Source organism: Leifsonia sp. 2MCAF36, assembly GCF_052115525.1.
GTDB lineage: Bacteria > Actinomycetota > Actinomycetes > Actinomycetales > Microbacteriaceae > Leifsonia.
In genome coordinates, this window is the sequence record NZ_JBFRGV010000010.1 from 40,410 (window position 1) to 65,263 (window position 24,854).

A 24,854-nucleotide genomic window follows, 5' to 3' on the forward strand; every position below is an offset into this window, starting at 1 on the left:
CCTAGCGCTTGCGCTTCTCACGCACCCGCATGTTGAGCACGATGGGCGTGCCCTCGAAGCCGTACACCTCGCGGAGCCGCCGGATGATGTACCGCCGGTAGCCCGGGTCGAGGAACCCGGTCGTGAACGCCACGAATGTCGGCGGGCGGCTCGTCGCCTGGGTGCCGAACAGGATGCGCGGCTGCTTTCCGCCGCGGACCGGGTGCGGATGCGCGGCGGTCAGCTCGGCGAGGAACGCGTTGAACTTACCGGTCGGGATGCGCGTGTCCCACGACTCGAGCGCCAACTCCAGCGCGGGCACCAGCTTCTCGAGGTGGCGGCCGGTGCGGGCGGAGATGTTCACCCGCGGCGCCCACGCCACGTGCGCGAGGTCCTGCTCGATCTCGCGCTCCAGGTAGCGGCGGCGGTCGTCGTCCAGCAGGTCCCACTTGTTGAAGGCGAGCACCAGTGCTCGGCCGGACTCGAGCACGAGATCGATGATCCGGACGTCCTGCTCGCTGATCGGCTCGCTCACGTCGAGCACCACGACGGCGACCTCGGCCTTCTCGAGGGCCGTGGAGGTGCGGAGCGAGGCGTAGAAGTCGGCGCCCTGCTGCAGGTGCACACGGCGGCGGATGCCGGCCGTGTCGACGAAGCGCCAGACCTTGCCGCCCAGCTCGACCTGCTCGTCGACCGGGTCGCGCGTGGTGCCGGCGAGTTCGTTGACGACCACACGCTCCTCCCCCGCCGTCTTGTTCAACAGGGAGGACTTTCCGACGTTCGGTCGCCCGATGATGGCGACGCGGCGGGGGCCGCCCACTTCGCGCTTGGCGACGGCGGACTCCTCCGGCAGCACCTTGAGCATCTCGTCGAGCAGGTCGGCGACGCCGCGGCCGTGCAGAGCCGAGACGGGATGCGGCTCGCCCAGCCCGAGCGACCACAGCTCGGTCGCGAACGGCTCCTGGCGTGCGTCGTCCACCTTGTTGGCGGCGAGGAAGACCGGCTTCTTCGTCTTCCGGAGCAGACGGACCACGTGCTCGTCGGTCGAGGTCGCGCCGACCGTCGCATCCACCACGAACAGCACGGCGTCGGCAAGATCGATCGCGACCTCCGCCTGCGCCGCGACGGACGCGTCGATGCCGCGAGCATCCGGCTCCCAGCCGCCGGTGTCGACGAGGGTGAAGCGTCGGCCGTTCCACTCCGCCTGGTACGAGACACGGTCGCGGGTGACGCCAGGGGTGTCCTCCACGACGGCCTCACGGCGGCCCAGGATGCGGTTGACCAGCGCGGACTTGCCCACGTTCGGGCGGCCGACGATGGCCAGCACGGGCAGCGCCGGGAGGTAGGTGATGCCGTCGACGTCCTCGCCGGCGATGTCGAGCAGGTCGAGGTCGCTCTCTTCGAGCTCGTAGTCCTCGAGGCCGCTGCGCAGCGCGTTCGCCCGCTGGACCGCGAGGTCCTCGTCGATGGCGGAAAGCCGGGCGACGAGGTCGTCGTCGCCGATGGGCTCGTTTTCGATGTCAGACATGTGCTGCTTTCTGTACGACCTGGATGACCGCGTCAACGGTCTGGTCGAAGTCGAGGTCGGTGGAGTCGACGGTGGTCACACCGTCCGCGGCGTTCATGAAGTCGACGACGCGGGAATCCGCGGCGTCGCGCCTTCGCAGGGCTTCACCGACGTGGGCGGCGGAATGGCCGATCAGCTCCGCGGAACGCCTGGCCATTCTAACGGCTTCGTCGGCGGTCAGCAGGATGCGCACCGGAGCATCGGGGCAGACCACCGTCGTGATGTCCCGGCCCTCCACGACGATCCCGTCGCGGTCGGTGTGCCGGATGATGTCGCGGAACAGCCCGGTCAGGAACGTCCGCACCTCCGGGACACGAGCGATCGGGGCGACGACCGCCGTGACCTCGGGCGTGCGGATGGCCTCCGTCACGTCGTGGTCGCCGACGAACACGTGGTAGGTGTCCGGGTCGGTTCCGATCCGGTAGTCGAAGTCGGGGAGAGCGTCGATCACCGCGGCGGAATCGGTCGGGTCGACGCGCCGGGCCACCACGTGCCAGCTCAGTGCGCGATACGCCGCCCCGGTGTCGAGGTACGCCCAGCCCAGGCGGCGGGCGGCCGCCTTGCTGACGCTCGACTTGCCGCTGCCGGCCGGTCCGTCGACCGCGACCACGATTGTCTCGGTCATCCGGTGATCCTCCATCCACGCTCGGTCAGGTCTGTGACGGTGCGGTGCTCCACCTCGGGCAGCACCGCGATGTCGGCGAGGCCGAACGGTGCGCCGGGCGAGTGCTCCAGTCGCAGGTCCTCCATGTTGACGCCCAGCTCGCCGAGTTCGTTCAGCAGCCGCGCCAGTTCTCCGGGGCGGTCCTCCACCATCACCACGAACCGCGCATACCTGCGATCCTGGCCGTGCTTGCCCGGCAGCCGGGAGACGCCGGTGTTGCCGCCCGCGATCTCCTCCGCGAGGGTGCGACGGGCGCCGGAGGCGTCGACGTCGCCGAGCGCGACGAGCACGCGGTCGAGGTCGTCCCGGTAGGCACGCAGGATCTCGACGATCGCCGGGGCGTTCGCACCCAGGATCTGCACCCACAGTTCGGGCTCGCTCGCGGCGATGCGCGTCACGTCGCGGACGCCCTGCCCGGCCAGCGCGAGCGCGGCGTCGGGAGAGTCGGCCAGTCGTTTCGCCATGAGGGAGGACACGATCTGCGGAGCATGCGACACCAGAGCCACGGCGGCGTCGTGCTGATCGGCAGCCATCTCGACCGGGGTCGCACCGAGGTCGAGGATGAGCGCCTCGACCAGGCTGACCGCCGACCGCGGGTTCTCCGGCCGCGCCGCGACGACCCACGGCCGCCCGACGAACAGGTCGGCGCGAGCCGACGAGGGTCCTCCGCGCTCGCGCCCGGCGAGGGGATGCCCGCCGACGTAACGGGCGAGGTCGAGACCCGAATCCTCGAGCTCCGCCAGGGGCGCGACCTTCACGCTCGCCACATCCGTCACCACCGCTTCGGGGTGCGCCGCCAGCTCGTCAGCGACGACCCGGCCGGTCAGGTCGGGCGGCACGGCGACCACGATCAGGGCGGGCTCCACTCCGCCGTCGTCGATCCGTCCGGCGCCGTAGTCCGCCGCCAGCCGCAGATGCGCGGGCGAGGCGTCGGCGAGCACCACGTCGACGCCGCGGGCACGCAGCCCGAGCCCGACGGAGGCGCCGAGCAGCCCCGCGCCGACGACGCGGACAGGGCCGGTGAGGCGGGCGGAGTTGTCAGTCACCCGTCCACTTTAGCCAGCGGCGGGCGCGGGTTTCCGCCGAGAGCGGGCAACGGAGGAGCCTTCGGGCGGATCGGTTGCCGATTCCTCCGTTCCCCGCGCGTGATCGGCGCGTCGGGCCCGGACTCCTCCGTTCTCCACGCGACGTCTCCGCGGCGGGAAACGGAGGACATCCGGCGCGACACGCCGCGGGCAGGCGGGAAAGGGAGGTAGATGTGGCAGGAAGTGGCCAGACCTCCTCCGTTCCCGGAGGGCAGGGACGGGACAGCCGGTCAGCGACTCTCGCGCGAGATAGTCAGCAGCTGCCCGAGTTCGGCCTTCGTCAGGTCGCGCAGCTGGCCCACCTTCAGCGTGCCCAGATGCAGCGGCCCGAACTGCCGACGGACCAGCTCGATGACCGGGTGCCCGACCTCGGCCAGCATCCTTCGCACGATCCGGTTGCGACCCGAGTGCAGGGTCACCTCGACCAGCGAGTCGTCGCTGCGCGTCTGCAGCAGCTTGGCCTTGTCGGCGGCGATCGGCCCGTCCTCCAGCTCGACGCCCTTCGTGAGCCGGCCGATCGTCTGCGGTGAGACGACGCCGCGCACCCGCGCGATGTAGGTCTTGGTCACGCCGAACGACGGGTGGGCGAGCACGTGCGCCAGCTCGCCGTCGTTGGTGAGGATGAGCAGGCCCGAGGTCTCCGCATCCAAACGGCCGACGTTGAACAGCCGCTCCGGGTAGTCCGCGGTGAAGCGCGACAGGTCGGGCCGGCCCTGCTCGTCGCGCATGGAGCTGACCACGCCGACGGGCTTGTTCAGCATCACGTAGCGGCGGGAGGTGTCGAGCTGAACGGCGGTCCCGTCGACGGCGACCAGGTCAGTGGTCGGGTCGACCCGTCGTCCGAGCTCGGTGACGACCTTTCCGTTGACCGTCACGCGGCCTGCCACGATCATGTCCTCCGAGACGCGGCGGGACGCCACCCCGGCCGCGGCCATCACTTTCTGCAGGCGCTCGCCCTGCGCGTCGTTCTCAGCGGACATCGCCCTGGAACCCGTCCGCTCCGTCGCTCAGCAGCGGCGAGATCTTCGGCAGCTCGTCCACCGAGTTGATGCCCAGCTGGCTGAGCAGGAGGTCGGTGGTGCCGTAGTTGATGGCACCCGTCTCGCTGTCGGTGAACAGCTCGGTGATGAGGCCGCGGCCGAGCAGCGTCCGCACCACCGAGTCCACGTTGACGGCGCGGATGGAGGCGATGGCGCCGCGGCTGATCGGCTGCTTGTAGGCGATCACCGCCAGAGTCTCCAGCGCCGCCTGCGAGAGCTTCGTCGGGTTCTGCTGCAGCACGTAGCCGGACACTACCCGGTCGAACTCCTCGCGCACGTAGATGCGCCAGCCGCCGCCCACCTCGCGCAGCTCGAAGCCGCGGCGGACTCCCCCGTCCTCGCCGTCGAAGTCGGCGACGAGCGTCGCGATCGCGGCGCGCACACGCTTCACCGGCGCGCCGACGGCGGTCGCCAGCGTGATGATGCTCATCGGCTCGTCGGCGACCATCAGGATGGCCTCCAGCGCACGCTCGATGTCCGCATCTTCGACCGGCGCCGGGACCTCGGTGGTGTCCGTCGCGTCGACCACCGCTTCCGCGGCCACATTCTCAACCGTCATAGTCGGCTCCCAGATTCGACAGGTTCTCTTCGGACCAGTGCTCGGCGGTCCACCGCAGTGTCAGCTCACCCAGCGGCTCCAGCTGCTCGAAGGCGATCGCCGCACGGCGGTACAACTCCAGCACGGCGAGGAAGCGCGCGACGACCACGCCCTTCTGCTCGGCCCCGGCCACCAGCTGGCGGAAGTTCATCGGCTCGCCGTGCCGCAGCATCCCGACCACGATCGCCGCTTGCTCCCGGATGCTGACCAGCGGGGCGTGCAGGTGGTCGAGCCCGACCACGGGGATCTCGCGCGGCGTCATGGCGAGCGTGGCCAGCGCGGCGAAGTCGTCCAGGCTCAGTGTCCAGACGAGCTCCGGCGTGCGCTGGCGGAACTTGTCCTCCAGCCGCACCAGGCGCGCGTGCCGGGCGCCCTCCGCCTCGAGCCGCTGCGCGAACCAGGTGGACGCCTCCTTGAACGCGCGGTACTGCAGCAGGCGGGCGAAGAGGAGGTCGCGCGCTTCCAGCAGCGCCACATCCTCCGCGTCCACCAGCTCGCCCTGCGGCAGGAGACCCGCCACCTTCAGGTCGAGGAGGGTGGCGGCGACCAGCAGGAACTCGCTGGCCTCGTCGAGGCTCTCCTCCGTGTCCAGGGCGCGGAGATAGGCGATGAACTCGTCCGTCACGCGACTGAGTGAGATCTCGGTGATGTCGAGCTCGTGCTTCGTGATCAGCGAGAGCAGCAGGTCGAACGGACCCTCGAACTCGCCCACGGAGACGCGGAAGCCGGCTTCCGCCGGCTCGGCGGTGCCCTCCGGCTCCGTCGCGTGCTCCGGCTCCGTCGCGTGCTCCGGCTCGGTCGTGCGCTCCGGCTCTGTCGCGTGCTCCGGCTCGGTCGTATCAGGCGACGGCGCCACGGAACACCAGTTCCCGCGCCAGCTGGCGGTACGCCTCCGCCGCCGGGTGCTCGGGCGCGAACTGCGTGATCGGGGTGGCCGCGACCGACGCGTCCGGGAACTTAACGGTGCGCGAGATGACCGTCTCCAGCACCCGGTCGCCGAAGGCGTCGACGACGCGCTCCAGCACCTCGCGGGAGTGCAGCGTCCGGGAGTCGTACATGGTGGCCAGGATGCCGTCCAGCTCGATCGCCGGGTTCAAACGCTCACGCACCTTGTCGATGGTCTCGATCAGCAGGGCGACGCCGCGCAGCGCGAAGTACTCGCACTCGAGCGGGATGAGGACGCCATGGCTGGCAGTGAGCGCGTTCACCGTCAGGATGCCCAGCGACGGCTGGCAGTCGACGAGGATCACATCGTAGTCGTTGGCGACCCGGCGCAGCACGCCGGCGAGGATCTGCTCGCGCGCGACCTCGTTGACGAGGTGCACCTCTGCCGCCGACAGGTCGATGTTCGCCGGGATGATGTCGAGACCGGGAACCGACGTGGACTGGATGGCCTCCTGGACGTCGGCCTTCCGGTTGAGCAGCAGGTCGTAGATCGTGGTGACGTCGTGCGTCCGCGCGCCGAGACCGGCCGACAGCGCACCCTGCGGGTCGAAGTCGACGGCCAGCACCCGGCGGCCGTACTCGGCGAACGTCGCACCCAGGTTGATGCTGGTCGTCGTCTTTCCGACGCCGCCCTTCTGATTGCAGAGGGCGACGATCTTGGCGGGTCCGTGCTGGGCGAGCGGGGCGGGCACCGCGAAGGGGCGCAGCGGCCGACCGGTGGGCCCGTGCTTCACGGCGATGGATGCGGCATCCATGCCCGGAAGCTGGGTCTCGACCTCGTCGTTGCGCGTCACCTGGGTGTTCCTCGTCCCTCTCGTGGAGCGGTCTTTCAAGGCACCAGTCTATGCGCGCCGTGCCTCGCTTGCGGGGCGTGCGCCCGGCGGTTCGGTACGCTGACGCCGTGCAGCAGATGCCGTCCACCCTCCAGACCCCGCGCCTGCGTCTGCGTCGGCGCGACGGGCGGGACGCCGAATGGAACCTCGCACTGCTCGCCGAGCACCCTCTCGGCCGCGAGCCAGGGTCGGTGGAGGAGGAGCGGAAGCGGCTGGATGCGCAGCGCGATGCGTTCGACGAGCTGGGCTTCGGGCTGTACACCGTGGAGCTCGCCGAGACGGGCGAGGCGGTCGGCTACTGCGGGCTCGTCGTCGGCCGGGCCAGCCTCGCCCAGCCGGAGATCGCGTACGAACTGCTGCGCGCGCATGTCGGCCACGGGTACGCGACGGAGGCCGCCGCCGCGGTCGCCGACGCGGCGTTCGACGCGGGTCTCCCCGTGGTCTGGGCGACGGTGGCGACCTGGAACGCGCCGTCGTTCGGTGTGCTCGGCAAGCTCGGCTTCACCGGCACCCGGCGGGCCGGGGGCGACGGCCGGTCGGTCTTCGTCTGGTTGCGCCGTCGCGCGCCGCGCCGGCGCCACCGCGACGCTCAGCCGACCGGCGAGCGCGGCGGTTCGTAGCGTCGGCGGCCGCGCGCGCAGCGGCGCACGTGACGAACGCCGGCGCCACCGCGACGGTCAGCGGGCGCGCGGGTGGGATGTCGTGTAGACGTCGCGCAGCGTGTCGGCCGTCACGAGGGTGTAGATCTGCGTCGTGGCCACGGATGAGTGGCCCAGCAGCTCCTGCACGACGCGGACGTCCGCTCCCCCGGCCAGCAGGTGCGTCGCGAACGAGTGCCGCAGCGTGTGCGGCGACAGCTCGATGTCGAGTTTCGCCCGCTCGGCCGCGGCGCGGATGATGAGCCACACGTTCTGCCGCGACAGCCGCGCACCGCGCATCCCCAGGAACAGCGCGGGGGTCGCACGGCCCTTCGCCGACATCACAGGCCGCGCCCGCACGAGGTACGCCGAGACCGCCTCCTGCGCGAAACTGCCGAGCGGGACGATGCGCTGCTTGCTGCCCTTGCCGGTCAGGCGGACGACGTCGGTGTCGATCACGTCGTCCACATTCAGGCCGACCGCCTCGCTGACGCGGGCCCCGGTCGCGTACATGAGCTCCAGGAGCGCCTTGTCACGCAACGCGGCCACGTCGTCGCCGTCGGTCGCGGCGAGCAGGGCCGCCACCTGCTCCACGGAGATCGCCTTCGGCAGCCGGCTGGGCAGCTTGGGAGGGCGGAGGTCGCGCGCCGCATCCACCTCGACCCGGCCCTCCTCGAGCAGGAACCGGTGGAACCCGCGCACGGTCGACAGCATCCGGGCCAGAGAGGATGCGGCCAACGGGGATGCGCCGAGCGGTGACTCCTCACGCGTACCGAGGTGCACGGCGAACGCCGAGAGCATGACGGGGGTCACCTGCTGCACGTCGCCGATGCCCTCAGCCTCCAGCCACGCGCTGTAGACGGTCAGATCGCGCCGGTACGCCGCGACGGTGTTCGCCGAGAGGCCGCGCTCGATGGCGACATGCCTCAAAAAGGCGTCGACATCGACCGCGACGGTCATGGCGTGAGCTTCGGGTGGCTCGGCCAGGGCTCGTTCGCCGCGCCGAGCGTGCTCCATCCCTGCTCCCGCGCGGTGCGTGCGGCCAGCAGGGCGATGATCAGCGGTGCGTTGTGGACCCGGCGCTGCAGCACCGCCTCCACCGCATCGTCGAGCGGCACCCAGCGCACCTCGATGTCGGCCTCCTCCGCCTCGCGGGCGAACGCGGAACCGGTCGAGCGGATGCCGCGGGCCAGGTACAGGCGGATGGACTCGTCGTTGCCGCCCGGGCTGGTGAAGACGTCGGTGAGCACGTTCCACTCGTCGGCTTCGAGGTCCGCCTCTTCGCCCAGTTCGCGCTGGGCCGCGGTCAGCGGGTCCTCGCCCGGCTGGTCGAGCAGCCCGGCCGGGATCTCCCAGTCGCGGTGCCGCACCGGGTGCCGGTACTGGCGGATGAGGAGCACGCGGCCGTCCTCATCCATCGCCAGGACGGCGACGGCCCCGGTGTGGTCCACGTACTCACGAGTGATCTCGTCGCCGTTGTAGCGGAAGACGTCGCGGCGGACGTTCCAGATCTTGCCCTCGAACACCGTCTCGGACGAGACGATCTCCGGCCGGAACGGCTGGTCGTTCAGGTCGCCCGTCATCAGGCTTCGGCGACCATCTCGGCGTCCGCCTCGGCCACCTCGAACAGCAGGGCGGCCTTCTGACGCTCGAGCGCGGCGCCGACCAGCCCGGAGAACAGCGGGTGCGCGCGGTTCGGGCGCGACCGGAGCTCGGGGTGCGCCTGCGTGCCGACGTAGAACGGGTGAACCTCGCGCGGGAGCTCCACGTACTCCACCAGGTGGCCGTCGGGCGACGTTCCGGAGAACCAGAGGCCGGCGTCGGCGATCTGCTCGCGGTAGTTGTTGTTCACCTCGTAGCGGTGGCGGTGGCGCTCGGAGGCCTCGCTCGCGCCGTAGAGCTCGGAGACGATGGAGCCGTCGGCGAGGGTCGCCGGGTAGAGGCCGAGGCGCATGGTGCCGCCCAGGTCGCCGCCCGCGATGATGTCGACCTGCTCCGCCATCGTGGCGATCACCGGGAACTCGGTCTCCGGGTCGAACTCCGACGAGGATGCGCCGCCGAGGTCGGCCTCGTGCCGGGCGTACTCGATGACCATGCACTGCAGTCCGAGGCACAGGCCGAGCGCGGGGATACCGTTCTCGCGTGCGAAGCGCAGTGCACCGACCTTGCCCTCGATGCCGCGCACGCCGAAGCCGCCCGGCACGCAGATCGCGTCCACGTCGCTGAGCTTCGACGCGGCACCCTCCGGCGTCTGGCACTCGTCGGACGGGATCCACTTCAGGTTCACCTTGGTGCGGTGGGCGAAACCGCCCGCGCGCAGAGCCTCGGTGACCGAGAGGTAGGCGTCCGGGAGGTCGATGTACTTGCCGACCAGGCCGATGGTGACCTCGTGCTTCGGGTCGTGCACCGACTCCAGGAGGCGCGCCCAGCCGTTCCAGTCCACGTCGTCGGCCTTGTCCAGGCCGAGCTGATCGATGATGTACGCGTCGAGTCCCTGCTCGTGGAGCATGGTCGGGATGTCGTAGATGCTCGGCACGTCGATGGCGTTCACGACGGCCTGCTCGTCCACGTCGCACATCAGCGCGATCTTGCGCTTGTTGCTCTCGGAGACCGGCCGGTCGCTGCGCAGCACGAGCGCATCCGGCTGGATTCCGATGGAGCGGAGGGCGGCGACGGAGTGCTGCGTCGGCTTGGTCTTCTGCTCGCCGGAGGCGTTCATGAACGGCACCAGGGAGACGTGCACGAAGAAGCAGTTCTTGCGCCCCAGCTCGTGCCGCACCTGGCGGGCCGACTCGATGAACGGCTGCGACTCGATGTCGCCGACGGTTCCGCCGATCTCGGTGATGATGACGTCGGGTGCGGGCTCGCCGTCCGGTCCCGGCTGCGCCTGCAGCCGCATCCGGCGCTTGATCTCGTCGGTGATGTGCGGGATGACCTGGACCGTGTCGCCGAGGTACTCGCCGCGGCGCTCCTTGGCGATCACGTTCGAGTAGATCTGCCCGGTGGTGACGTTGGCCGACTGGCCGAGGTTGATGTCGAGGAAGCGCTCGTAGTGTCCGATGTCGAGGTCTGTCTCGGCCCCGTCGTCGGTGACGAAGACCTCACCGTGCTGGAACGGGTTCATCGTGCCCGGGTCCACGTTGAGGTACGGGTCGAGTTTCTGCATGACGACGCGGAGTCCGCGAGCCGTCAGGAGGTTGCCGAGAGAGGCCGCCGTGAGGCCCTTCCCCAACGAAGAAACGACACCACCCGTCACAAAAATGTGCTTGGTAATGCCGTTTGAGAGGTCCGCATCTGAATTATCCACCACGGGCTTACAGCCTATCATCTGCGCGCGGACGCCATCTCGACCAGTTCGCGCGCGTGGGCCAGCCCGCTCTCGGAATCAGGCAGGCCGGAGAGCAGGCGCGCCATCTCGGCGATGCGCTCGTCGCCGTCGAGCCGGCGGACACTGGAGGCGGTGACCGCGCCGTCGTTGCCCTTGACGACCGTGAGGTGGTTGTTGGCGAACGCGGCGACCTGAGCCAGGTGGGTGACGACGATGACCTGGGCCGACTCGGCGAGGCGCGCGAGGCGCCGGCCGATCTCGATGGCCGAGGCGCCGCCGACACCGGCATCGACCTCGTCGAAGATGAAGGTCGGCACGGGGTCGCTCCCGGCGATGACCACCTCGATCGCGAGCATCACCCGTGACAGCTCGCCTCCCGAGGCGCCCTTGCCGAGCGGGCGCGGCTCGGCTCCGGGATGCGGCTGCAGCAGGATGGCGACCTGGTCGCATCCATTGGAGCTGTACGAGCCGAGGTCGTCGGCGTCGCGCTGGGTCACCTCCACCACGATGCGCGCGTCCGGCATGGCCAGGGCGGACAGCTCGTCGCTGACCGCCTCGGAGAGCCGGACCGCCGCTGCCGTGCGCTCGGCGCTCAGACCGGCGGCGAGCTCGCGGACGAGGGCGGCCTCCTCCTCCACCTCGCGCGTCAGCTCGCCGATGCGGTCGGCGTCGCTGTCCAGTTCGAGCAGGCGGAGGCTGCCGGTCTCCAGGGTCTGGATGACGTCGTCGAAGGTCGGACCGTACTTGCGGATGAGTCCCGCGAGTTCGGCGCGGCGCTCCTGCACCGCTTCGAGCTCGTGGGCCCCGTCCGCATCCAGCGCCGCCAGGTAGGACGACAGTTGTGCGGCGATGTCCGAGATGAGGTAGTTGGCTTCGGCGACGGACTCGGCCAGCGGCCGCAGCGCGCTGTCGTGCGGGGCGACGCGCTCGAGTTGGCGACGGGCGTTGTCGAGCAGGGCGAGCGCATCGACGCCCTCCGACTCCTCCGCGCTCATCAGTTCACGGGCGGCGGCCGCGGCAAGGCGCAGCTCTTCCAGGTTGGTGAGTCGCTCTGCGCGATCGGCCAGTTCGTCGTCCTCGCCCGGCTGGGGCGCGACGGACTCGATCTCGGCCATCGCGACCCGCAGATCCTCGGCCTCACGGGCCCGGCGGTCCTGATCGGCCACCAGCTCGTCGAGTTCCGCCCGGTTGTCGCGCCAGCGGTGGAAGACCTGCTCGTAGGCGGCGAGCGCCTCGCCGAAGACCGGCCCGGCGAAGCGGTCGAGCGCGGCACGCTGGGCGATGGCGGAGCGGAGCCGGATCTGGTCGGACTGGCCGTGCACCACCACGAGTTGCTCGCCAAGCTCGGAGAGCACAGCGACGGGCGCGCTCCGGCCGCCGACGACCGCGCGCGAGCGGCCCTCCGCCGACACCGAGCGGGTGAGCACCAGCTCCGCCTCGGCGGCATCGATCGGATCCACATCGCCGCCGGCGTCGCGTACGCGCGCGACGACCTCGCTGGCCGACGGCACGCGCCACCTGCCCTCCACCCACGCCTGCGGGCTGCCGAGGCGCACGGAGCCGGTGTCGGCGCGCTCGCCGAGCAGCAGACCGAGCGCAGAGACGACCATCGTCTTGCCCGCGCCCGTCTCGCCGGTGATCGCGGTGAAACCGGACCCCAGCGGGAGGGACGCGTCGGCGATGACGCCCAGGTCTTTGATCGAGATCTCCTCGATTCCTCCGCGAGCGTCAGTCACGACCGGCCGGCCCCCGCCATCCCGTCACGGGAAGGTTGAACTTGTGCACCAGGCGGTCGGTGAACGGCGACGTGTGCAGGCGGGCGAGGCGCACCGGGATGGGCGAGCGGCGGACGACGACGCGGGCGCCGCGCGGCAGGTCGAACGGTCGGCGGCCGTCGCACCAGAGGATGCCGGCGCCCCCTGCGCGATCGAGCAGTTCGACGGCGAGCGACGAATCGGCGTCGACGACGAGGGGCCGCGAGAACAGGGCATGAGCGCTCAGCGGTACGAGCAGCAGGGCGGCGACGCCCGGCCAGACCACCGGACCGCCTCCCGAGAACGAGTACGCCGTCGATCCCGTCGGCGTCGACATCACCACGCCGTCGCAGCCGAAGCTCGACATCGGCCGGCCGTCGACCTCGATGACGACCTCGAGCATCCGCTCGCGGCTCGCCTTCTCGACCGTCGCCTCGTTGAGGGCCCAGCTCTCGTAGACGACCTCGCGGCCGACCTTCACGCGGGCGGAGAGGGTCATCCGCTCCTCGACCTCGTAGTCCTTCGCGAGCCCGCGTGCGACGGCGGTCTCCAGGTCGTCGCGCTCGCTCTCGGCCAGGAAGCCCACGTGCCCGAGGTTCACGCCGAGGAGCGGCGCCGAGCAGCCGCGCACGAGCTCCGCTGCACGCAGGATGGTGCCGTCGCCTCCCAGGACGATGACCAGTTCCAGCTCGCTCGGCGGAACGTCGTCGCCGAGAACGGCCACGGCCTCCAGCGACGGGTCCGCTTCGAGCAGGTCTTTGCGCTCGTCGGCGCTGAGCACCGGGACCACGCCCGCGGCGAGCAGCTGCCGGGACACCCGGACACCCGCCTCCAGGGAGTCCTGACGACCGGTGTGCGCTACGACGAGGATGTACCGCGTCGCTGCACCCATCAGTGTCACGTCGTCTCCCTTCACAAGCGGTCCTCCCATTCTGTCTGGTTTCTCGCGCGGGACGAGTCCGCGGTCCGGGTTTGTGGAGAACATTCACTCAGCGCGAAAGCCGGACCACCTCGTCGCGCAGTCCGGACGGGTCCGGCGCGCCCGCCCGGAACCAGGCGAGGAACTCCCTGTTACCGTGGCTGCCGGCGATCGGAGAGGCGATCAGCCCGGCCGTCCCGATCCCCGCGTCGTACGCGGCCCACAGCACATCGGAGACTGCATCGGCCCGGAGACCCGCGTCCCGGACCACCCCTTCCCGGATGCCCTGGCGGCCGACCTCGAACTGCGGCTTGATGAGCAGCACGAAATCCGCGCCGCGCGCCGCCGTGGCGACCAGAGCGGGCAGCACCTGGGTGAGCGAAATGAACGAGAGGTCGGCGACCACGAGGTCCGGGCGGACGTCGTCCCCCGCAAGCCCGGCCAGCGCTTCGGCCGTCAGCGAGCGGACGTTCACGCCCTCATACGACTCCAGCCGTTCGTCGGCGGCGACGACCGGCGACAGCTGCCCGTGCCCGACATCCACGGCGATCACCCGGGCGGCTCCCCGCTCCAGCAGGACCTGACTGAACCCGCCCGTGGAGGCACCCGCGTCGAGCGCCACCCGGCCGACCGGGTCCACCGCGAACGTGTCCAGCGCGGCGATCAGCTTGTCCGCGCCCCGGCTCACGTAGTGGTCGGCGCCGGCAACGCGGATGTCCTGGTCGTCCGACACCTTGAGGGATGCACGCACCGCCGGGCGCCCATCCACCGTGACGAGGCCCTCCGCGATCACGGTCGCCGCGTGCGAGCGCGACCGCGCGAGACCCAGTTCGGCGAGCGCCACGTCGAGGCGGCGCTCAGCCGCGGCCATGCTCGTCGTCGCCCTCCAGCGTTCGCCGGAGCTGCTCGTGCAGCTGCGCGTACGCGTCGGCGCGAGCGGTGAGCGGCTGCTCCTCGATCACGTCCAGGCGGGCGACGAGCCCGTCCTCGCCGACCTGCGGTTCATCCGTCATGACCCCACCGTACGTCAGCGCGTCACGCGACGAAGACACCCGCGAGCGTCTTCTTTCCGCGTCGCAGCACGACCATGTCGCCCGGGAGCACGTCCGCCCCGATCGACTGGTCGGCATCCTCCACCTTGGCATTGTTGACGTAGACGCCGCCCTGGGCGACCGCGCGGCGCGCCTCGCCCAGGCTCGAGGTGAGTCCGGTGTCGACGAGCGCCTGCGCGACCGTCGCCGACGGTTCTGTGGTCGTCGTGTTCGGAAGCTCCCGCAGCGCGGCCTCCAGCGTTTCCGCGTCGAGCGCCGTCAGCTCGCCCTGGCCGAACAGCGCCTGCGACGCGGCGATGGCCGCCTGCGTCGCCTCCTCGCCGTGGACCAGCGACGTCACCTCGAACGCCAGGCGGCGCTGCGCCTCGCGCTTGAAGGGCTCGTCGGCGACCTTCTGCGCCAGCTCCTCGATCTCGGCACGCGACAGGAACGTGAACACCTTCAGGCGGTCGATCACGTCGGCGTCGTCGGTGTTGAGCCAGAACTGGTACATCGCGTAGGGCGTCGTGAGCGCGGGGTCGAGCCAGATGGCGTTGCCCTCGCTCTTGCCGAACTTGGTGCCGTCGCTGTTGGTGATCAGCGGCGTGCCGATGGCGTGCACATGCACGCCCTCGACCTTCCGGATGAGCTCGGTGCCGCTGGTGAGGTTGCCCCACTGGTCGCTGCCGCCGGATTGCAGAACGCAGCCGTACTGCCGGAACAGCTCGAGGAAGTCCATGCCCTGAAGGATCTGGTAGCTGAACTCGGTGTACGAGATGCCCTCGTCGGAGTTCAGACGTGCGGCGACCGCATCCTTCTTCAGCATCGTGCCGACTCGGAAATGCTTGCCGATCTCGCGCAGGAAGTCGATCGCCGACAGCGGGGCGGTCCAGTCCAGGTTGTTGACCAGGCGGACGGCGTTCTCGCCCTCGTCGGAGAGGTAGCGGGTGACCTGCGCCTGCAGGGAGCCGACCCACTCCGCGACCGTCTCTTTGGTGTTCAGTGTGCGCTCTGCCGTGGGTCTCGGGTCGCCGATCAGGCCGGTGGACCCGCCGACCAGGCCGAGCGGGCGGTGGCCGGCAAGCTGCAGACGACGCATGGTGAGGAGCTGCACCAGGTTGCCGAGGTGCAGGCTGGCCGCTGTAGGGTCGAAGCCGCAGTAGTAGGTGATCGGCTCGCCGGCCAGGAGCTCCTTGAGCGCGGCTTCATCCGTCGACACGTGGATGAGGCCGCGCCATGTGAGCTCGTCCCAGACGTCGTCGAAGGACGCGTCGTTGGTCTGCGCGGTCAGGTTCTGCGCGCTGGCGATGGCGATTTCGGACACCCGTTCAGGGTAGCAGCGGTGACGAGGCCGCCGCCGTGCGCTGTCAGGACCACGCGCCTGATGATCTAGCGATCAGGTGCAGAGACCTGATATGGTCGTCATCAGGACCAGAAGCCTGATGAAGGGGATCAGATGTACGTCGTCACTGCCGACCAGGTGGACAGCCGGCGTCGCGCCGACATCGTCGCGCCGACGCTGGCCTCGTTCGCCGAGCGCTTCGGACCGCGGCTCGCACTGCCGCCCGACCGCAACGCAGGCGACGAGCTCCAGGTGCTCACCGCCGACGCGGCGACCTCACTGGACGTCGTCCTCTCCCTCACGCGGGACGGCACGTGGAGCGTGGGGCTCGGCCTCGGCGACGTCCGGCGCCCACTCCCCGAGAGCACTCGTGAGGCCACGGGCGACGCGTTCGTCGCGGCCCGCGCCGCGGTCGACCGCGCCAAGCGCATCCCGACCCGGCTGGCGGTCGAAGCGGTGACCGCGCCCGAGCCCGCTGCCGATGTGGAGGCGATGCTCGCCCTGCTGCTGACGCTGCGGCAGGGGCGCACCCCGGCCGGGTGGCAGCTCTACGACCTCCTCACCGCCGGACTGACCCAGGCGAAGGCCGGGGCGCGCCTCGGCATCACCCCGCAGTCGGCCAGCGATCGCGCCCGCGCCGCCGCCCTCCGTGTCGAGTTCGCCGCCCTCCCGGCGCTGACTAGGCTGTTGGCACGCGCCGACGCCGCACAGTCCGGCACTGCATCGGATGACGCACCCGCCGAGGAGGACGAATGACGACCTGGCCACCGGTCCCCGTGCTGCTGAACCAGGTCCTCCCCCAGGCAACGTGGGCCCTCGCACTGGTGCTGCTCATCGCGGCACTCGGCTGCATCGCCGCGACGCTCCGGAGCCCGCGCCGCCCCCTCGTCTACTGCGCGACCGCGCTGCTCGGCGCCGCTTTCGTCGTCGTCCTGATCCCGGAGCAGCACGCGCCCCCGATCTTCCGCATCCTGATCGGCATCGTCGTCTTCGCCCTCGCCGTGCTGGGCGGCTGGCCCGCGTCGCAACTGGCCCTCGTCCTTGCGACCCGGAGCACCACCCGGCCGAGCCCGCACGACGGCATCCTGGTGCCCGCACTCACTCCCGGCGGTGAGACCACGACACGCGAGGTGCTTCGTGGTGGAACCACGATCGGGGTGCTGGAGCGCTTCGCCGCCGCGGCGACGATCATGGCCGGATTCCCGGAGGGGCTGGCCGTCCTGGTGGCGATCAAGGGTGTCGGCCGCTTCACCGAGCTGGCGGAGGCGGAGGCGCGCGAGCGCTTCATCATCGGCACGCTGACCAGCGTCCTCTGGGCGTGCGTCTGCGCAGGGATCTTCCGGATCGTCGCGGGCTGAGCGCGGGCGACACCCCCGCCGGGTCGGCGGGCCCGGTCAGTCGTGCGACTTCGGGTGCCGCTTGTACGGCGAGACCGTCGGGTCGCCGGGCAGCCAGTAGCGCCAGGGGAAGCCGCCACCGCCTCCCCGGCCGGACACACCCGTGCGCGGGCCGGTCGCGTACTCGGCCTTCTCCGTCGGCAGCTCCAGCTCGAACGGCGAGCGGAACAGGTCGGCCCCGTCGTCGGCGAGGCTCATCCCCGCCGCGACCACCAACCGGGCCGGCCCGCGGGCGAGGTCACGGTGCGGGATGCGGCGGCCGCTGGCGCCGACGCGGCGGTGCTCCGCGAGGTCCTCACCCTCGACGACCTCCGCCGCGCGCAGCAGCACAGCGGTCGCCTCGCCCTCGGGCGAGCAGACCACGTTGGCGCAGACGTGCATCCCATACGTGAAGTACGTGTAGACGTGCCCGGGCGGACCGTACATGACGGCATTGCGCTTGGTCCGGCCACGGAAGGCATGCGAGCCCGGGTCGAGGCCGTCGCCGATGTACGCCTCCACCTCGGTGATGCGCAGAGCGACCGCCCCGTCCGGCGAATCGTGACGCAGCACGGCGCCGAGGAGCCGCGGGGCGACCTCGAGCGAGGACGCCAGGAACTCGTCGCGCGCGGGTCGGTAGAGCGTCACGTCAGAAGATCCGGCCGCCCACGGCCACCGCGACGATGAGGCCGACCACGACGACCACGACGGCGACCGTCACGATCGTCGGGATGATCCAGGGCCGCTTCCGCTCGGGCTCGAAGCGGGCCATCAGACGAGGTCCCGTCGTGTCGCACGCAATCCGAGCGTGGCCTTCCGGACGTGCTCGGTGAGGGCTGCCAGCTGCTCCGCAACCCGGTCGGGAGCCGTCCCGCCGACGCCGTCGCGACTGGCAACCGAGCCCTCCACCGACAGCACCGAACGCACGTCCGGGGTCAGCAGGGGCGAGATCGCGGCCAGCTGCTCGTCGGAGACCTCGTGCAGCTCCAGACCGTTCTCCTCCGCCACCCGGACCAGGCTGCCGCTCAGCTCGTGAGCGGTACGGAAGGGGACGTGCTGCTTGACCAGCCACTCGGCCACGTCGGTCGCGAGCGAGAAGCCCTGCGGCGCGAGCGCGGCCATCCGTTCGGTGTTGAACCGCAGCGTGGCGACCATTCCGGTGAACGCCGGCAGCACCGTCTCCAGCGTGCGGACCGAGTCGAACACCGGCTCCTTGTCCTCCTGCAGGTCGCGGTTGTACGCGAGCGGCAGACCCTTCAGGGTCGTCAGCAGGCCGGTGGCGTTGCCGATCAGGCGACCGGCCTTGCCGCGTGCGAGCTCGGCGATGTCGGGGTTCTTCTTCTGCGGCATGATCGACGACCCCGTCGAGTAGCCGTCGTCCAGGGTCACGAAGCTGAACTCGCGCGTGTTCCACAGGATGATCTCCTCGGCGAACCGGGAGAGGTCGACACCGATCTGGGCGGCGACGAAAGCGAACTCGGCCACCACATCCCGGGCCGCCGTGCCGTCGATCGAGTTCTCGGAACTGCGCGCGAAGCCCAGCTCCCGCGCGACGAGCAGCGGGTCGAGACCCAGGGTCGAGCCGGCCAGGGCACCCGAGCCGTACGGCGAGACGTTCGCGCGGACATCCCAGTCGGCCAGCCGCTCCAGGTCGCGCACCAGCGGCCAGCAGTGGGCCAGCAGGTGATGCGCCAGGAGCACCGGCTGCGCGTGCTGGAGGTGCGTGCGCCCCGGCATGACGGCGGTGGGATGCGCGCCCGCCTGCGACGCGATGGCGTCGACCAGGGCGATCAGCTGCTCGGCGATGACCCCGGCGTGGTCGCGGAGGTACAGCCGGATGAGCGTGGCGATCTGGTCGTTGCGGCTGCGACCGGCGCGCAGCTTGCCGCCGAGCTCCGGGCCGGCACGCTCGATGAGGCCGCGTTCCAAGGCTCCGTGCACGTCCTCGTCGCTCTCGGCGGCGGCGAACGCACCGGAAGCGACGTCGCGGTCGAGAGCGTCGAGGGCGGACAGCATCCCGTCGAGCTCCTCTGGTGTGAGGTACCCCGCGGCGGCGAGCGCCCGGGCGTGCGCCCGCGACCCCGCGATGTCGTAGGCCGCGAGCTCCCAGTCGAAGTGGGTCGACTTGCTGAGCGCGGCAAGCTCGGGTGACGGACCGCCGGCGAACCGGCCGCCCCAGAGCGAGCCCTCGCCGGTCTTTCCGACGCCCGTCGTGCCGCATGTCGTCTCGTCCGTCATGCGGTGGCCTCCGCGGCGTCGTTCTTCTCGAGCAGGTCGTCGTTCTTCTCCAGCAGCCAGGCGAGCAGCGCCTTCTGCGCGTGCAGCCGGTTCTCGGCCTCATCCCAGACCATCGACTGAGGACCGTCGAGCACGTCCGCGCTCACCTCGTAGCCGCGGTAGGCGGGCAGGCAGTGCAGGAAGATGGCCTCGGGGTCGGCCAGAGACATCAGCCGGGAGTCGACGGTGTAGTCGCCGAAGACGGCGACGCGTTCGGCCTTCTCGTCCTCCTTGCCCATCGACACCCAGGTGTCGGTGACCATGACATCCGCACCGGCCGCAGCCTCCGCCGGGTCGGTCAGGAGGGCCACCGAGCCGCCGGTGCGCTCCGCGATCGCCCGCGCGTCGGCGACGATGGCCGCGTCCGGTGCGTAGGCGGCGGGGGCCGCGATGCGCACGTGCATGCCCGCTGTCGCGCCGCCCAGCAGGTACGAGTGCGCCATGTTGTTGGCGCCGTCTCCGAAGTAGCTCATCGTCAGCCCCTCGGTGCGGCCCTTGTGCTCGCGGACCGTCAACAGGTCGGCCAGGATCTGGCAGGGGTGGAAGTCGTCCGACAGCGCGTTGACGACCGGGACGCGCGTCCCCGCCGCCATCTCCTCCAGCCCCTTCTGGGCGTAGGTGCGCCAGACGATCGCGGCGACCATCCGCTCCAGCACGCGGGCCGTGTCGGCGAGCGACTCCTTGCCGCCCAGCTGGCTCTCCCCGCTCTGAATGATCAGCGGGCTGCCGCCCAGGTCGGCGACCCCCACGGCGAACGAGACGCGGGTGCGGGTGGACGTCTTGTCGAAGATCACGGCCACGGTCTGCGGGCCGGCCAGTGGTGTCGCGGAGAAGCGGTCGCGCTTGAGGTCGGCCGCGAGGGCCAGCACCTCGGCCTGCTCGCTGGGCGAGAGGTCGTCGTCGCGGAGGAAGTGCCGGGTCATGCTGCCCGCCCTTTCGTCGTGCTGAAGGAGGTCGTGGTGTTGCAGGAGGTGGTCGAAGGTGGTCGAGATGCGGTCAGACGGCGGCGAGAGCGCGGCCGAAGCGTTCGCGGAACTCCGCCAGCTCGGCGTCGCCCACGATGAGCGGCGGCGCCAGGCGGATGCTCGCCTCGTTTGGTGCGTTGATGATCAACCCTTGCGCGAGCGCGGCGTCGGAGAGGCGGTGCGCCTCCCCCTCCGTCAGGCCGATGCCGATGAGCAAGCCGTGGCCGCGCACGTCCCCGATCAGCGGCGATTCGAACGACCGAATGATCTGCTTCAGCTCTTCGCCGCGCCTGGCCGCGTTGGCGACCAGGCCGGCGCGCTCGATCTCGGCCAGAACCGCATTGCCGGCGGCCGTCGCGAGCGGGTTGCCGCCGAATGTCGAACCATGCTGGCCCTGCGAGAACAGCTCGGACGCCCAGCCGAACGTGACGAGCGCGCCGATCGGGACGCCGCCGGCCATGCCCTTCGCGACGGTGACCGCGTCGGGGAGGATGCCGTCGTGCTGGTAGGCGAACCACTGGCCGGTGCGGCCGACCCCGGTTTGGATCTCATCGATGATCAGGAGCGCGCCGTGCTGCTCCGTCAGCTCACGAGCCCGGCGCAGGAAGCCGGCCGGGAGGTCGAGCACGCCGGCCTCACCCTTGATGGGTTCGAGGAAGAGCGCGGCGACCCGGTCGTCGATGGATGCCTCCAGCGCTTCGATCGTGGAGTCGATGTGCTCGACACCGCCCGGCAGCGGCTCGAACGCCTCCCGCATCGGCGGTTTACCGGTGAGCGCGAGCGAGCCCATGGTGCGACCGTGGAAGGCGTTGTGCAGGGCGAGAACCCGGGTGCGGCGACCGTGCGGGCCCCGCTTGTTCAGCCGGGCCAGCTTGAAGGCGGCCTCGTTGGCCTCGGCGCCCGAGTTGCCGAACAGCACACGGCCGCGCTCACCCGCGCCCGTGATGGTGCGCAGGCGCTCGGCCAGCTCCAACTGCGGCGGCGTCGAGAAGTAGTTGGACACGTGGGCGAGCGTGCCGACCTGACGACTCACCGCCTCCACGAGTGCGGGATGCGCGTGCCCGAGCGAGTTGACCGCGATGCCGGCCAGGAAGTCGAGGTACTCGTTGCCGTCGACGTCCCACACGCGGGCGCCCTCGCCGCGGACCAGCATCACCTTGGGCGTGGCCAGCGTGCGCATGATCGCGTCGCCGAACGGTGCCCTCCAGGCGCCGTCGCGCCACTGCGCCGTCCCGCCGACCGCGTTCTCCTCCAGCGCCTCGCTCACGCGGGCACCACCTCCGTCCCGATTCCGGACTGGGTGAACACTTCGAGCAGAATCGAGTGCGGCACCCGCCCATCGATGATCGCGGCTTTCGCCACTCCCCCGTCGACCGCGTCCAGGCAGGCCGCCATCTTGGGGATCATGCCCGACTCCAGTGACGGCAGCAGTTCGCGCAGCTCGTCCGCGCCGATCTTCGAGAGCAGCGAATCGCGGTTCGGCCAGTCGCTGTAGAGCCCGGCGACGTCGGTCAGGATCACCAGTTTGGATGCGCCCAGCGCCACGGCGAGCGCGGCCGCGGCGGCGTCGGCGTTGACGTTGAGCGCCTGCCCGGCGTCGTCGATGTCCGGCGCGATGGACGACACGACCGGGATGCGGCCGGCCGCCAGCTGCGCCAGAACCGCCTCAGGGTCGACGGCGACCACATCGCCGACGAGACCCAGGTCGACCTCCTCGCCGTCGATGACCGCCGCCCGGCGCCTGCCCTGGAACAGGGCGGCGTCCTCACCGGAGAGACCCGACGCCAGGGGCCCGTGCTTGTTGATGTTCCCGACGATCTCGCGGTTGATCTGGCCGGTGAGGACCATGCGCACCACATCCATCGCCTCCGGGGTCGTCACCCGGTAGCCGCCACGGAACTCGGAGGCGATGCCGAGCCGGTCGAGCATCGCCGAGATCTGCGGACCGCCGCCGTGCACGACGACCGGGCGGATGCCGGCGTAGCGCAGGTAGACGATGTCCTCGGCGAAGGTGCGCTGCAACTCTTCGTTCACCATGGCGTTGCCGCCGAACTTCACCACGATGATGCGGTCGTGGAAGGCCTTCAGCCAGGGCAGCGACTCGATGAGGGTCGCCGCCTTCGCGGCGGCGAGCTCACGGTCAGCCTGCTCGTCGGTCAGCTCGTCGACGTTCTCGTCGATACTCTCGTCGACATTCCCCGCAAGGGCCTCGTTGGTCATCTCGTCCGTCGTCATCAGCTGGAGTACGCGCTGTTCTCGTGCACGTAGTCGTGGGTCAGGTCATTGGTCAGGATGGTCGCCGTCGCCTCGCCCGCGTGCAGGTCGATCAGGATGTGCGCCTTCCGCGGCGTGAGGTCGACGAGTTCGCGCGGCTGGTCGGGCTCCCCCGCGGTGCAGACCTGGACACCGTTGATCGCCACGTCGATTCCATACGGGTCGAAGGCGGCGTCGGTGGTGCCCGCAGCCGCCAGGACGCGTCCCCAGTTGGGGTCGTTGCCGAAGATCGCTGCTTTGAAGAGGTTGCTGCGGGACACCGCCCGGGCGACCGTCACGGCGTCGTCCTCGCTCTGCGCGTTGACGACCTCGATGGCGACGTCGTGCGCGGCGCCCTCGGCGTCGGCCTGCAGTTGCTCGGCAAGGTCGCGGCAGAGCGCAGTCAGCGCGAGCGTGAACTCCGCCTCGTCCGTCTCGGCGCCGCTCGCACCGGACCCCAGCAGGGCGACCGTGTCGTTGGTGGACATGCAGCCGTCGGAGTCGAGGCGGTCGAAGGTGACGCGCGTCGCCGAGCGGAGGGCCCGATCCAGCTGGGCCGAGTCGAGCACGGCGTCGGTGGTGATCACGACGAGCATGGTCGCGAGGCCGGGCGCGAGCATCCCGGCGCCCTTCGCCATCCCACCGACCGTCCAGCCGGCGGGTGAGCGGTACTCCGTCTGCTTGGGGCGGGTGTCCGTCGTCATGATGGCCTCTGCGGCACCGAGTCCCGCATCCGGCGCCAGGGCCCCGGCCGCCGCGGAGACACCGCCGAGCAGCTTGTCGAGCGGCAGCTGCTCCCCGATGAGACCGGTGGAGCAGACCAGCACGTCGCCTGCGGAGACGCCGAGCTGCTCGGCCACGGCCTCCGCGGTGGCGTGCGTCGTCTGGAAACCCTGCGCGCCGGTGTAGCAGTTGGCGCCGCCGGAGTTCAGCACGATGGCGGAGACGACACCGTCACGGATGACGCGCTCGCTCCACAGCACGGGATTCGCCTTGCAGCGGTTCGTGGTGAAGACGGCGGCCGCCGCGAACAGCGGACCGCGGTTCTGTACGAGCGCCACGTCGCGCTTGCCGGTGGACTTGAGGCCGGCGACGACACCGGAGGCGGAGAATCCGGACGCGGCTGTGACACTCACGGTGCGACCCCGTTCACGCTGAGGCCCGCGGTCTCGTCGAGGCCGAGGGCGATGTTGACGGACTGGATGGCGGCGCCGGCCGTCCCCTTGTACAGGTTGTCGAGGGCGAGCACGGTGACGACGCGGCCAGCCGCTTCGTCCAGCGCCACGCTCATCAGCACGGTGTTGGCCCCCAGCACGTCCGACGTCCTCGGAAGCGTCCCCGCGGGAAGCACCTCGACGAACGGCTCGCCGGCGTACGCGGCCTCCCAGGCGGCCTGCACCTGCTGCGCCGTCACGCCGGGCTTCACGCGGGCGGTGGAGGTGGCCAGGATGCCACGCGACATGGGGACGAGGACCGGCGTGAACGAGACGGTCGGCGCGGTGGCCCCCGCCTTCCGCAGGTTCTGCTGGATCTCCGGGACGTGGCGGTGCGTGCCGCCCACCCCGTAGGGGCTGGCGGAGCCCAGGATCTCGCTGGCGAGGTACATCGTCTTGAGCGACTTGCCCGCCCCGGACGGACCGACCGCCAGTACGGCCACGATGTCCTGGTCGTCGATGAGTCCGGCCTGGATGCCCGGCGCGAGCGCCAACGAGACGGCGCTGGCGTTGCATCCCGGCGCGGCGATGCGGCGGGCGCCGACGAGGTTGGCCCGCTGCTTGGCGGCGTGCGGGCTGGCTGCGTGCGGGCTCTCGGCGTCGGGCGCTCGGGTGCTCGTAGCATCCGCCAGCGGAAGCTCGGGCACGCCGTACGCCCAGGCGCCGAAGTGCTCGCCGCCGTAGAAGGCGGCCCAGTCGGCCGCGTCCTCCAGGCGGTGGTCGGCGCCGCAGTCCACCACGAGCGTCTCGTCGGGCAGCTGGGCGGCGATCTCGCCGGAGGCACCGTGCGGCAGCGCGAGGAAGACCACGTCGTGCCCGGCGAGGGTCTCGACGGAGGTCTCCTGCAACGTCAGGTGCGCCAGGGAGCGGAGGTGCGGCTGGTGGGCGATCAGCGGGTGTCCGGCGTTCTGGTGCGCGGTGACGGTGCGGATCTCGAAATCCGGGTGGCCTGCGAGGATGCGCAGCAGCTCACCACCTGCGTAGCCGGAGGCGCCTGCGACAGCGACCGAGAAAGTCATGCTTCTTCCTTTTCGTGGGGACGACGT

The 24,854-nt window shown here is 70.8% G+C and carries 26 protein-coding genes; 3 read left to right on the forward strand and 23 right to left on the reverse strand.

The features are described 5' to 3' along the window. Position 1: 1 nt before the first annotated feature. The 7 genes from der to AB4079_RS15360 form a co-directional block, all read right to left on the reverse strand. On the reverse strand, positions 2-1,507 hold the full coding sequence (gene der / locus AB4079_RS15330) for a ribosome biogenesis GTPase Der (protein WP_441788180.1): 1,506 nt from the start codon (positions 1,505-1,507) through the stop codon (positions 2-4). Continuing rightward, positions 1,500-2,171 (reverse strand): (d)CMP kinase, encoded by a 672-nt coding sequence (gene cmk / locus AB4079_RS15335; protein ID WP_441788181.1) that lies wholly within the window; start codon positions 2,169-2,171, stop codon positions 1,500-1,502. Before cmk ends, der begins: the two co-directional genes overlap by 8 nt. Next, positions 2,168-3,256, reverse strand: a complete 1,089-nt coding sequence (locus AB4079_RS15340; RefSeq protein ID WP_441788182.1) for a prephenate dehydrogenase — start codon at positions 3,254-3,256, stop codon at positions 2,168-2,170. The genes cmk and AB4079_RS15340 overlap by 4 nt, the downstream gene beginning before the upstream one ends. A 269-nt stretch (positions 3,257-3,525) precedes the next feature. Then, a complete protein-coding gene (locus tag AB4079_RS15345) occupies positions 3,526-4,275 on the reverse strand; it encodes a pseudouridine synthase (protein WP_441788183.1) in 750 nt (249 codons plus the stop codon). Beyond that, positions 4,265-4,894, reverse strand: a complete 630-nt coding sequence (scpB, locus tag AB4079_RS15350; protein WP_441788184.1) for an SMC-Scp complex subunit ScpB — start codon at positions 4,892-4,894, stop codon at positions 4,265-4,267. Before scpB ends, AB4079_RS15345 begins: the two co-directional genes overlap by 11 nt. After that, complete coding sequence (locus AB4079_RS15355) at positions 4,884-5,789, reverse strand: segregation/condensation protein A (RefSeq protein WP_441788185.1); 906 nt, start codon at positions 5,787-5,789, stop codon at positions 4,884-4,886. The genes scpB and AB4079_RS15355 overlap by 11 nt, the downstream gene beginning before the upstream one ends. Then, a complete protein-coding gene (locus AB4079_RS15360; RefSeq protein WP_441788186.1) occupies positions 5,773-6,672 on the reverse strand; it encodes a ParA family protein in 900 nt (299 codons plus the stop codon). The genes AB4079_RS15355 and AB4079_RS15360 overlap by 17 nt, the downstream gene beginning before the upstream one ends. A 116-nt stretch (positions 6,673-6,788) precedes the next feature. Here AB4079_RS15360 and AB4079_RS15365 point away from each other — a divergent pair, with 116 nt between their 5' ends. Beyond that, positions 6,789-7,331, forward strand: a complete 543-nt coding sequence (locus AB4079_RS15365) for a GNAT family N-acetyltransferase (RefSeq protein WP_441788319.1) — start codon at positions 6,789-6,791, stop codon at positions 7,329-7,331. A gap of 57 nt (positions 7,332-7,388) precedes the next feature. Here AB4079_RS15365 and xerD read toward each other — a convergent pair whose 3' ends face one another. From xerD to tyrS, 8 genes are all read right to left on the reverse strand, one after another. Next, positions 7,389-8,309, reverse strand: coding sequence for a site-specific tyrosine recombinase XerD (xerD, locus tag AB4079_RS15370; RefSeq protein WP_441788187.1), 921 nt, complete (start codon positions 8,307-8,309; stop codon positions 7,389-7,391). Next, positions 8,306-8,932, reverse strand: coding sequence for an NUDIX domain-containing protein (locus AB4079_RS15375; RefSeq protein WP_441788188.1), 627 nt, complete (start codon positions 8,930-8,932; stop codon positions 8,306-8,308). The genes xerD and AB4079_RS15375 overlap by 4 nt, the downstream gene beginning before the upstream one ends. Beyond that, positions 8,932-10,677, reverse strand: a complete 1,746-nt coding sequence (locus AB4079_RS15380; protein ID WP_441788189.1) for a CTP synthase — start codon at positions 10,675-10,677, stop codon at positions 8,932-8,934. Before AB4079_RS15380 ends, AB4079_RS15375 begins: the two co-directional genes overlap by 1 nt. Continuing rightward, positions 10,674-12,413, reverse strand: coding sequence for a DNA repair protein RecN (gene recN / locus AB4079_RS15385; RefSeq protein ID WP_441788190.1), 1,740 nt, complete (start codon positions 12,411-12,413; stop codon positions 10,674-10,676). Before recN ends, AB4079_RS15380 begins: the two co-directional genes overlap by 4 nt. Further along, the gene (locus AB4079_RS15390) at positions 12,406-13,323 is read right to left on the reverse strand and encodes an NAD kinase (protein WP_441788320.1); all 918 of its coding nucleotides are present in this window, start codon (positions 13,321-13,323) and stop codon (positions 12,406-12,408) included. Before AB4079_RS15390 ends, recN begins: the two co-directional genes overlap by 8 nt. 97 nt (positions 13,324-13,420) lie before the next feature. Continuing rightward, on the reverse strand, positions 13,421-14,221 hold the full coding sequence (locus AB4079_RS15395; RefSeq protein WP_441788191.1) for a TlyA family RNA methyltransferase: 801 nt from the start codon (positions 14,219-14,221) through the stop codon (positions 13,421-13,423). Next, positions 14,208-14,363: a hypothetical protein gene (locus AB4079_RS15400; RefSeq protein WP_441788192.1), complete on the reverse strand. Its 156-nt coding sequence runs from the start codon at positions 14,361-14,363 to the stop codon at positions 14,208-14,210. Before AB4079_RS15400 ends, AB4079_RS15395 begins: the two co-directional genes overlap by 14 nt. 22 nt (positions 14,364-14,385) lie before the next feature. Beyond that, on the reverse strand, positions 14,386-15,705 hold the full coding sequence (gene tyrS, locus AB4079_RS15405; protein ID WP_441788193.1) for a tyrosine--tRNA ligase: 1,320 nt from the start codon (positions 15,703-15,705) through the stop codon (positions 14,386-14,388). Between the two features lie 132 nt (positions 15,706-15,837). Between tyrS and AB4079_RS15410 the strand changes: the two genes are divergently transcribed. Both AB4079_RS15410 and AB4079_RS15415 read left to right on the forward strand, forming a co-directional pair. Beyond that, positions 15,838-16,479 (forward strand): DNA-binding protein, encoded by a 642-nt coding sequence (locus tag AB4079_RS15410; protein WP_441788194.1) that lies wholly within the window; start codon positions 15,838-15,840, stop codon positions 16,477-16,479. After that, positions 16,476-17,081 (forward strand): hypothetical protein, encoded by a 606-nt coding sequence (locus AB4079_RS15415; RefSeq protein WP_441788195.1) that lies wholly within the window; start codon positions 16,476-16,478, stop codon positions 17,079-17,081. Before AB4079_RS15410 ends, AB4079_RS15415 begins: the two co-directional genes overlap by 4 nt. Before the next feature lie 36 nt (positions 17,082-17,117). On the opposite strand, the gene AB4079_RS15420 is transcribed toward AB4079_RS15415, so the two are convergent. From AB4079_RS15420 to AB4079_RS15455, 8 genes are all read right to left on the reverse strand, one after another. Further along, positions 17,118-17,747, reverse strand: coding sequence for a DNA-3-methyladenine glycosylase (locus AB4079_RS15420; protein WP_441788196.1), 630 nt, complete (start codon positions 17,745-17,747; stop codon positions 17,118-17,120). A gap of 1 nt (position 17,748) precedes the next feature. After that, positions 17,749-17,871 carry a hypothetical protein gene (locus tag AB4079_RS15425; protein ID WP_441788197.1) on the reverse strand — a complete coding sequence of 41 codons (123 nt, stop codon included), beginning with the start codon at positions 17,869-17,871 and terminating at the stop codon, positions 17,749-17,751. Continuing rightward, the gene (argH, locus tag AB4079_RS15430) at positions 17,871-19,337 is read right to left on the reverse strand and encodes an argininosuccinate lyase (RefSeq protein WP_441788198.1); all 1,467 of its coding nucleotides are present in this window, start codon (positions 19,335-19,337) and stop codon (positions 17,871-17,873) included. Before argH ends, AB4079_RS15425 begins: the two co-directional genes overlap by 1 nt. Next, positions 19,334-20,299, reverse strand: a complete 966-nt coding sequence (gene argF, locus AB4079_RS15435) for an ornithine carbamoyltransferase (RefSeq protein ID WP_441788199.1) — start codon at positions 20,297-20,299, stop codon at positions 19,334-19,336. Before argF ends, argH begins: the two co-directional genes overlap by 4 nt. A 73-nt stretch (positions 20,300-20,372) precedes the next feature. Continuing rightward, positions 20,373-21,608, reverse strand: a complete 1,236-nt coding sequence (locus AB4079_RS15440) for an acetylornithine transaminase (protein ID WP_441788200.1) — start codon at positions 21,606-21,608, stop codon at positions 20,373-20,375. Beyond that, a complete protein-coding gene (argB, locus tag AB4079_RS15445) occupies positions 21,605-22,576 on the reverse strand; it encodes an acetylglutamate kinase (protein WP_441788201.1) in 972 nt (323 codons plus the stop codon). The genes AB4079_RS15440 and argB overlap by 4 nt, the downstream gene beginning before the upstream one ends. Beyond that, entirely contained in the window at positions 22,576-23,730 is a 1,155-nt protein-coding gene (gene argJ, locus AB4079_RS15450) for a bifunctional glutamate N-acetyltransferase/amino-acid acetyltransferase ArgJ (protein ID WP_441788202.1), read from the reverse strand. Before argJ ends, argB begins: the two co-directional genes overlap by 1 nt. Beyond that, positions 23,727-24,827 carry an N-acetyl-gamma-glutamyl-phosphate reductase gene (locus AB4079_RS15455; RefSeq protein WP_441788203.1) on the reverse strand — a complete coding sequence of 367 codons (1,101 nt, stop codon included), beginning with the start codon at positions 24,825-24,827 and terminating at the stop codon, positions 23,727-23,729. Before AB4079_RS15455 ends, argJ begins: the two co-directional genes overlap by 4 nt. Between the last annotated feature and the right edge of the window lie 27 nt (positions 24,828-24,854).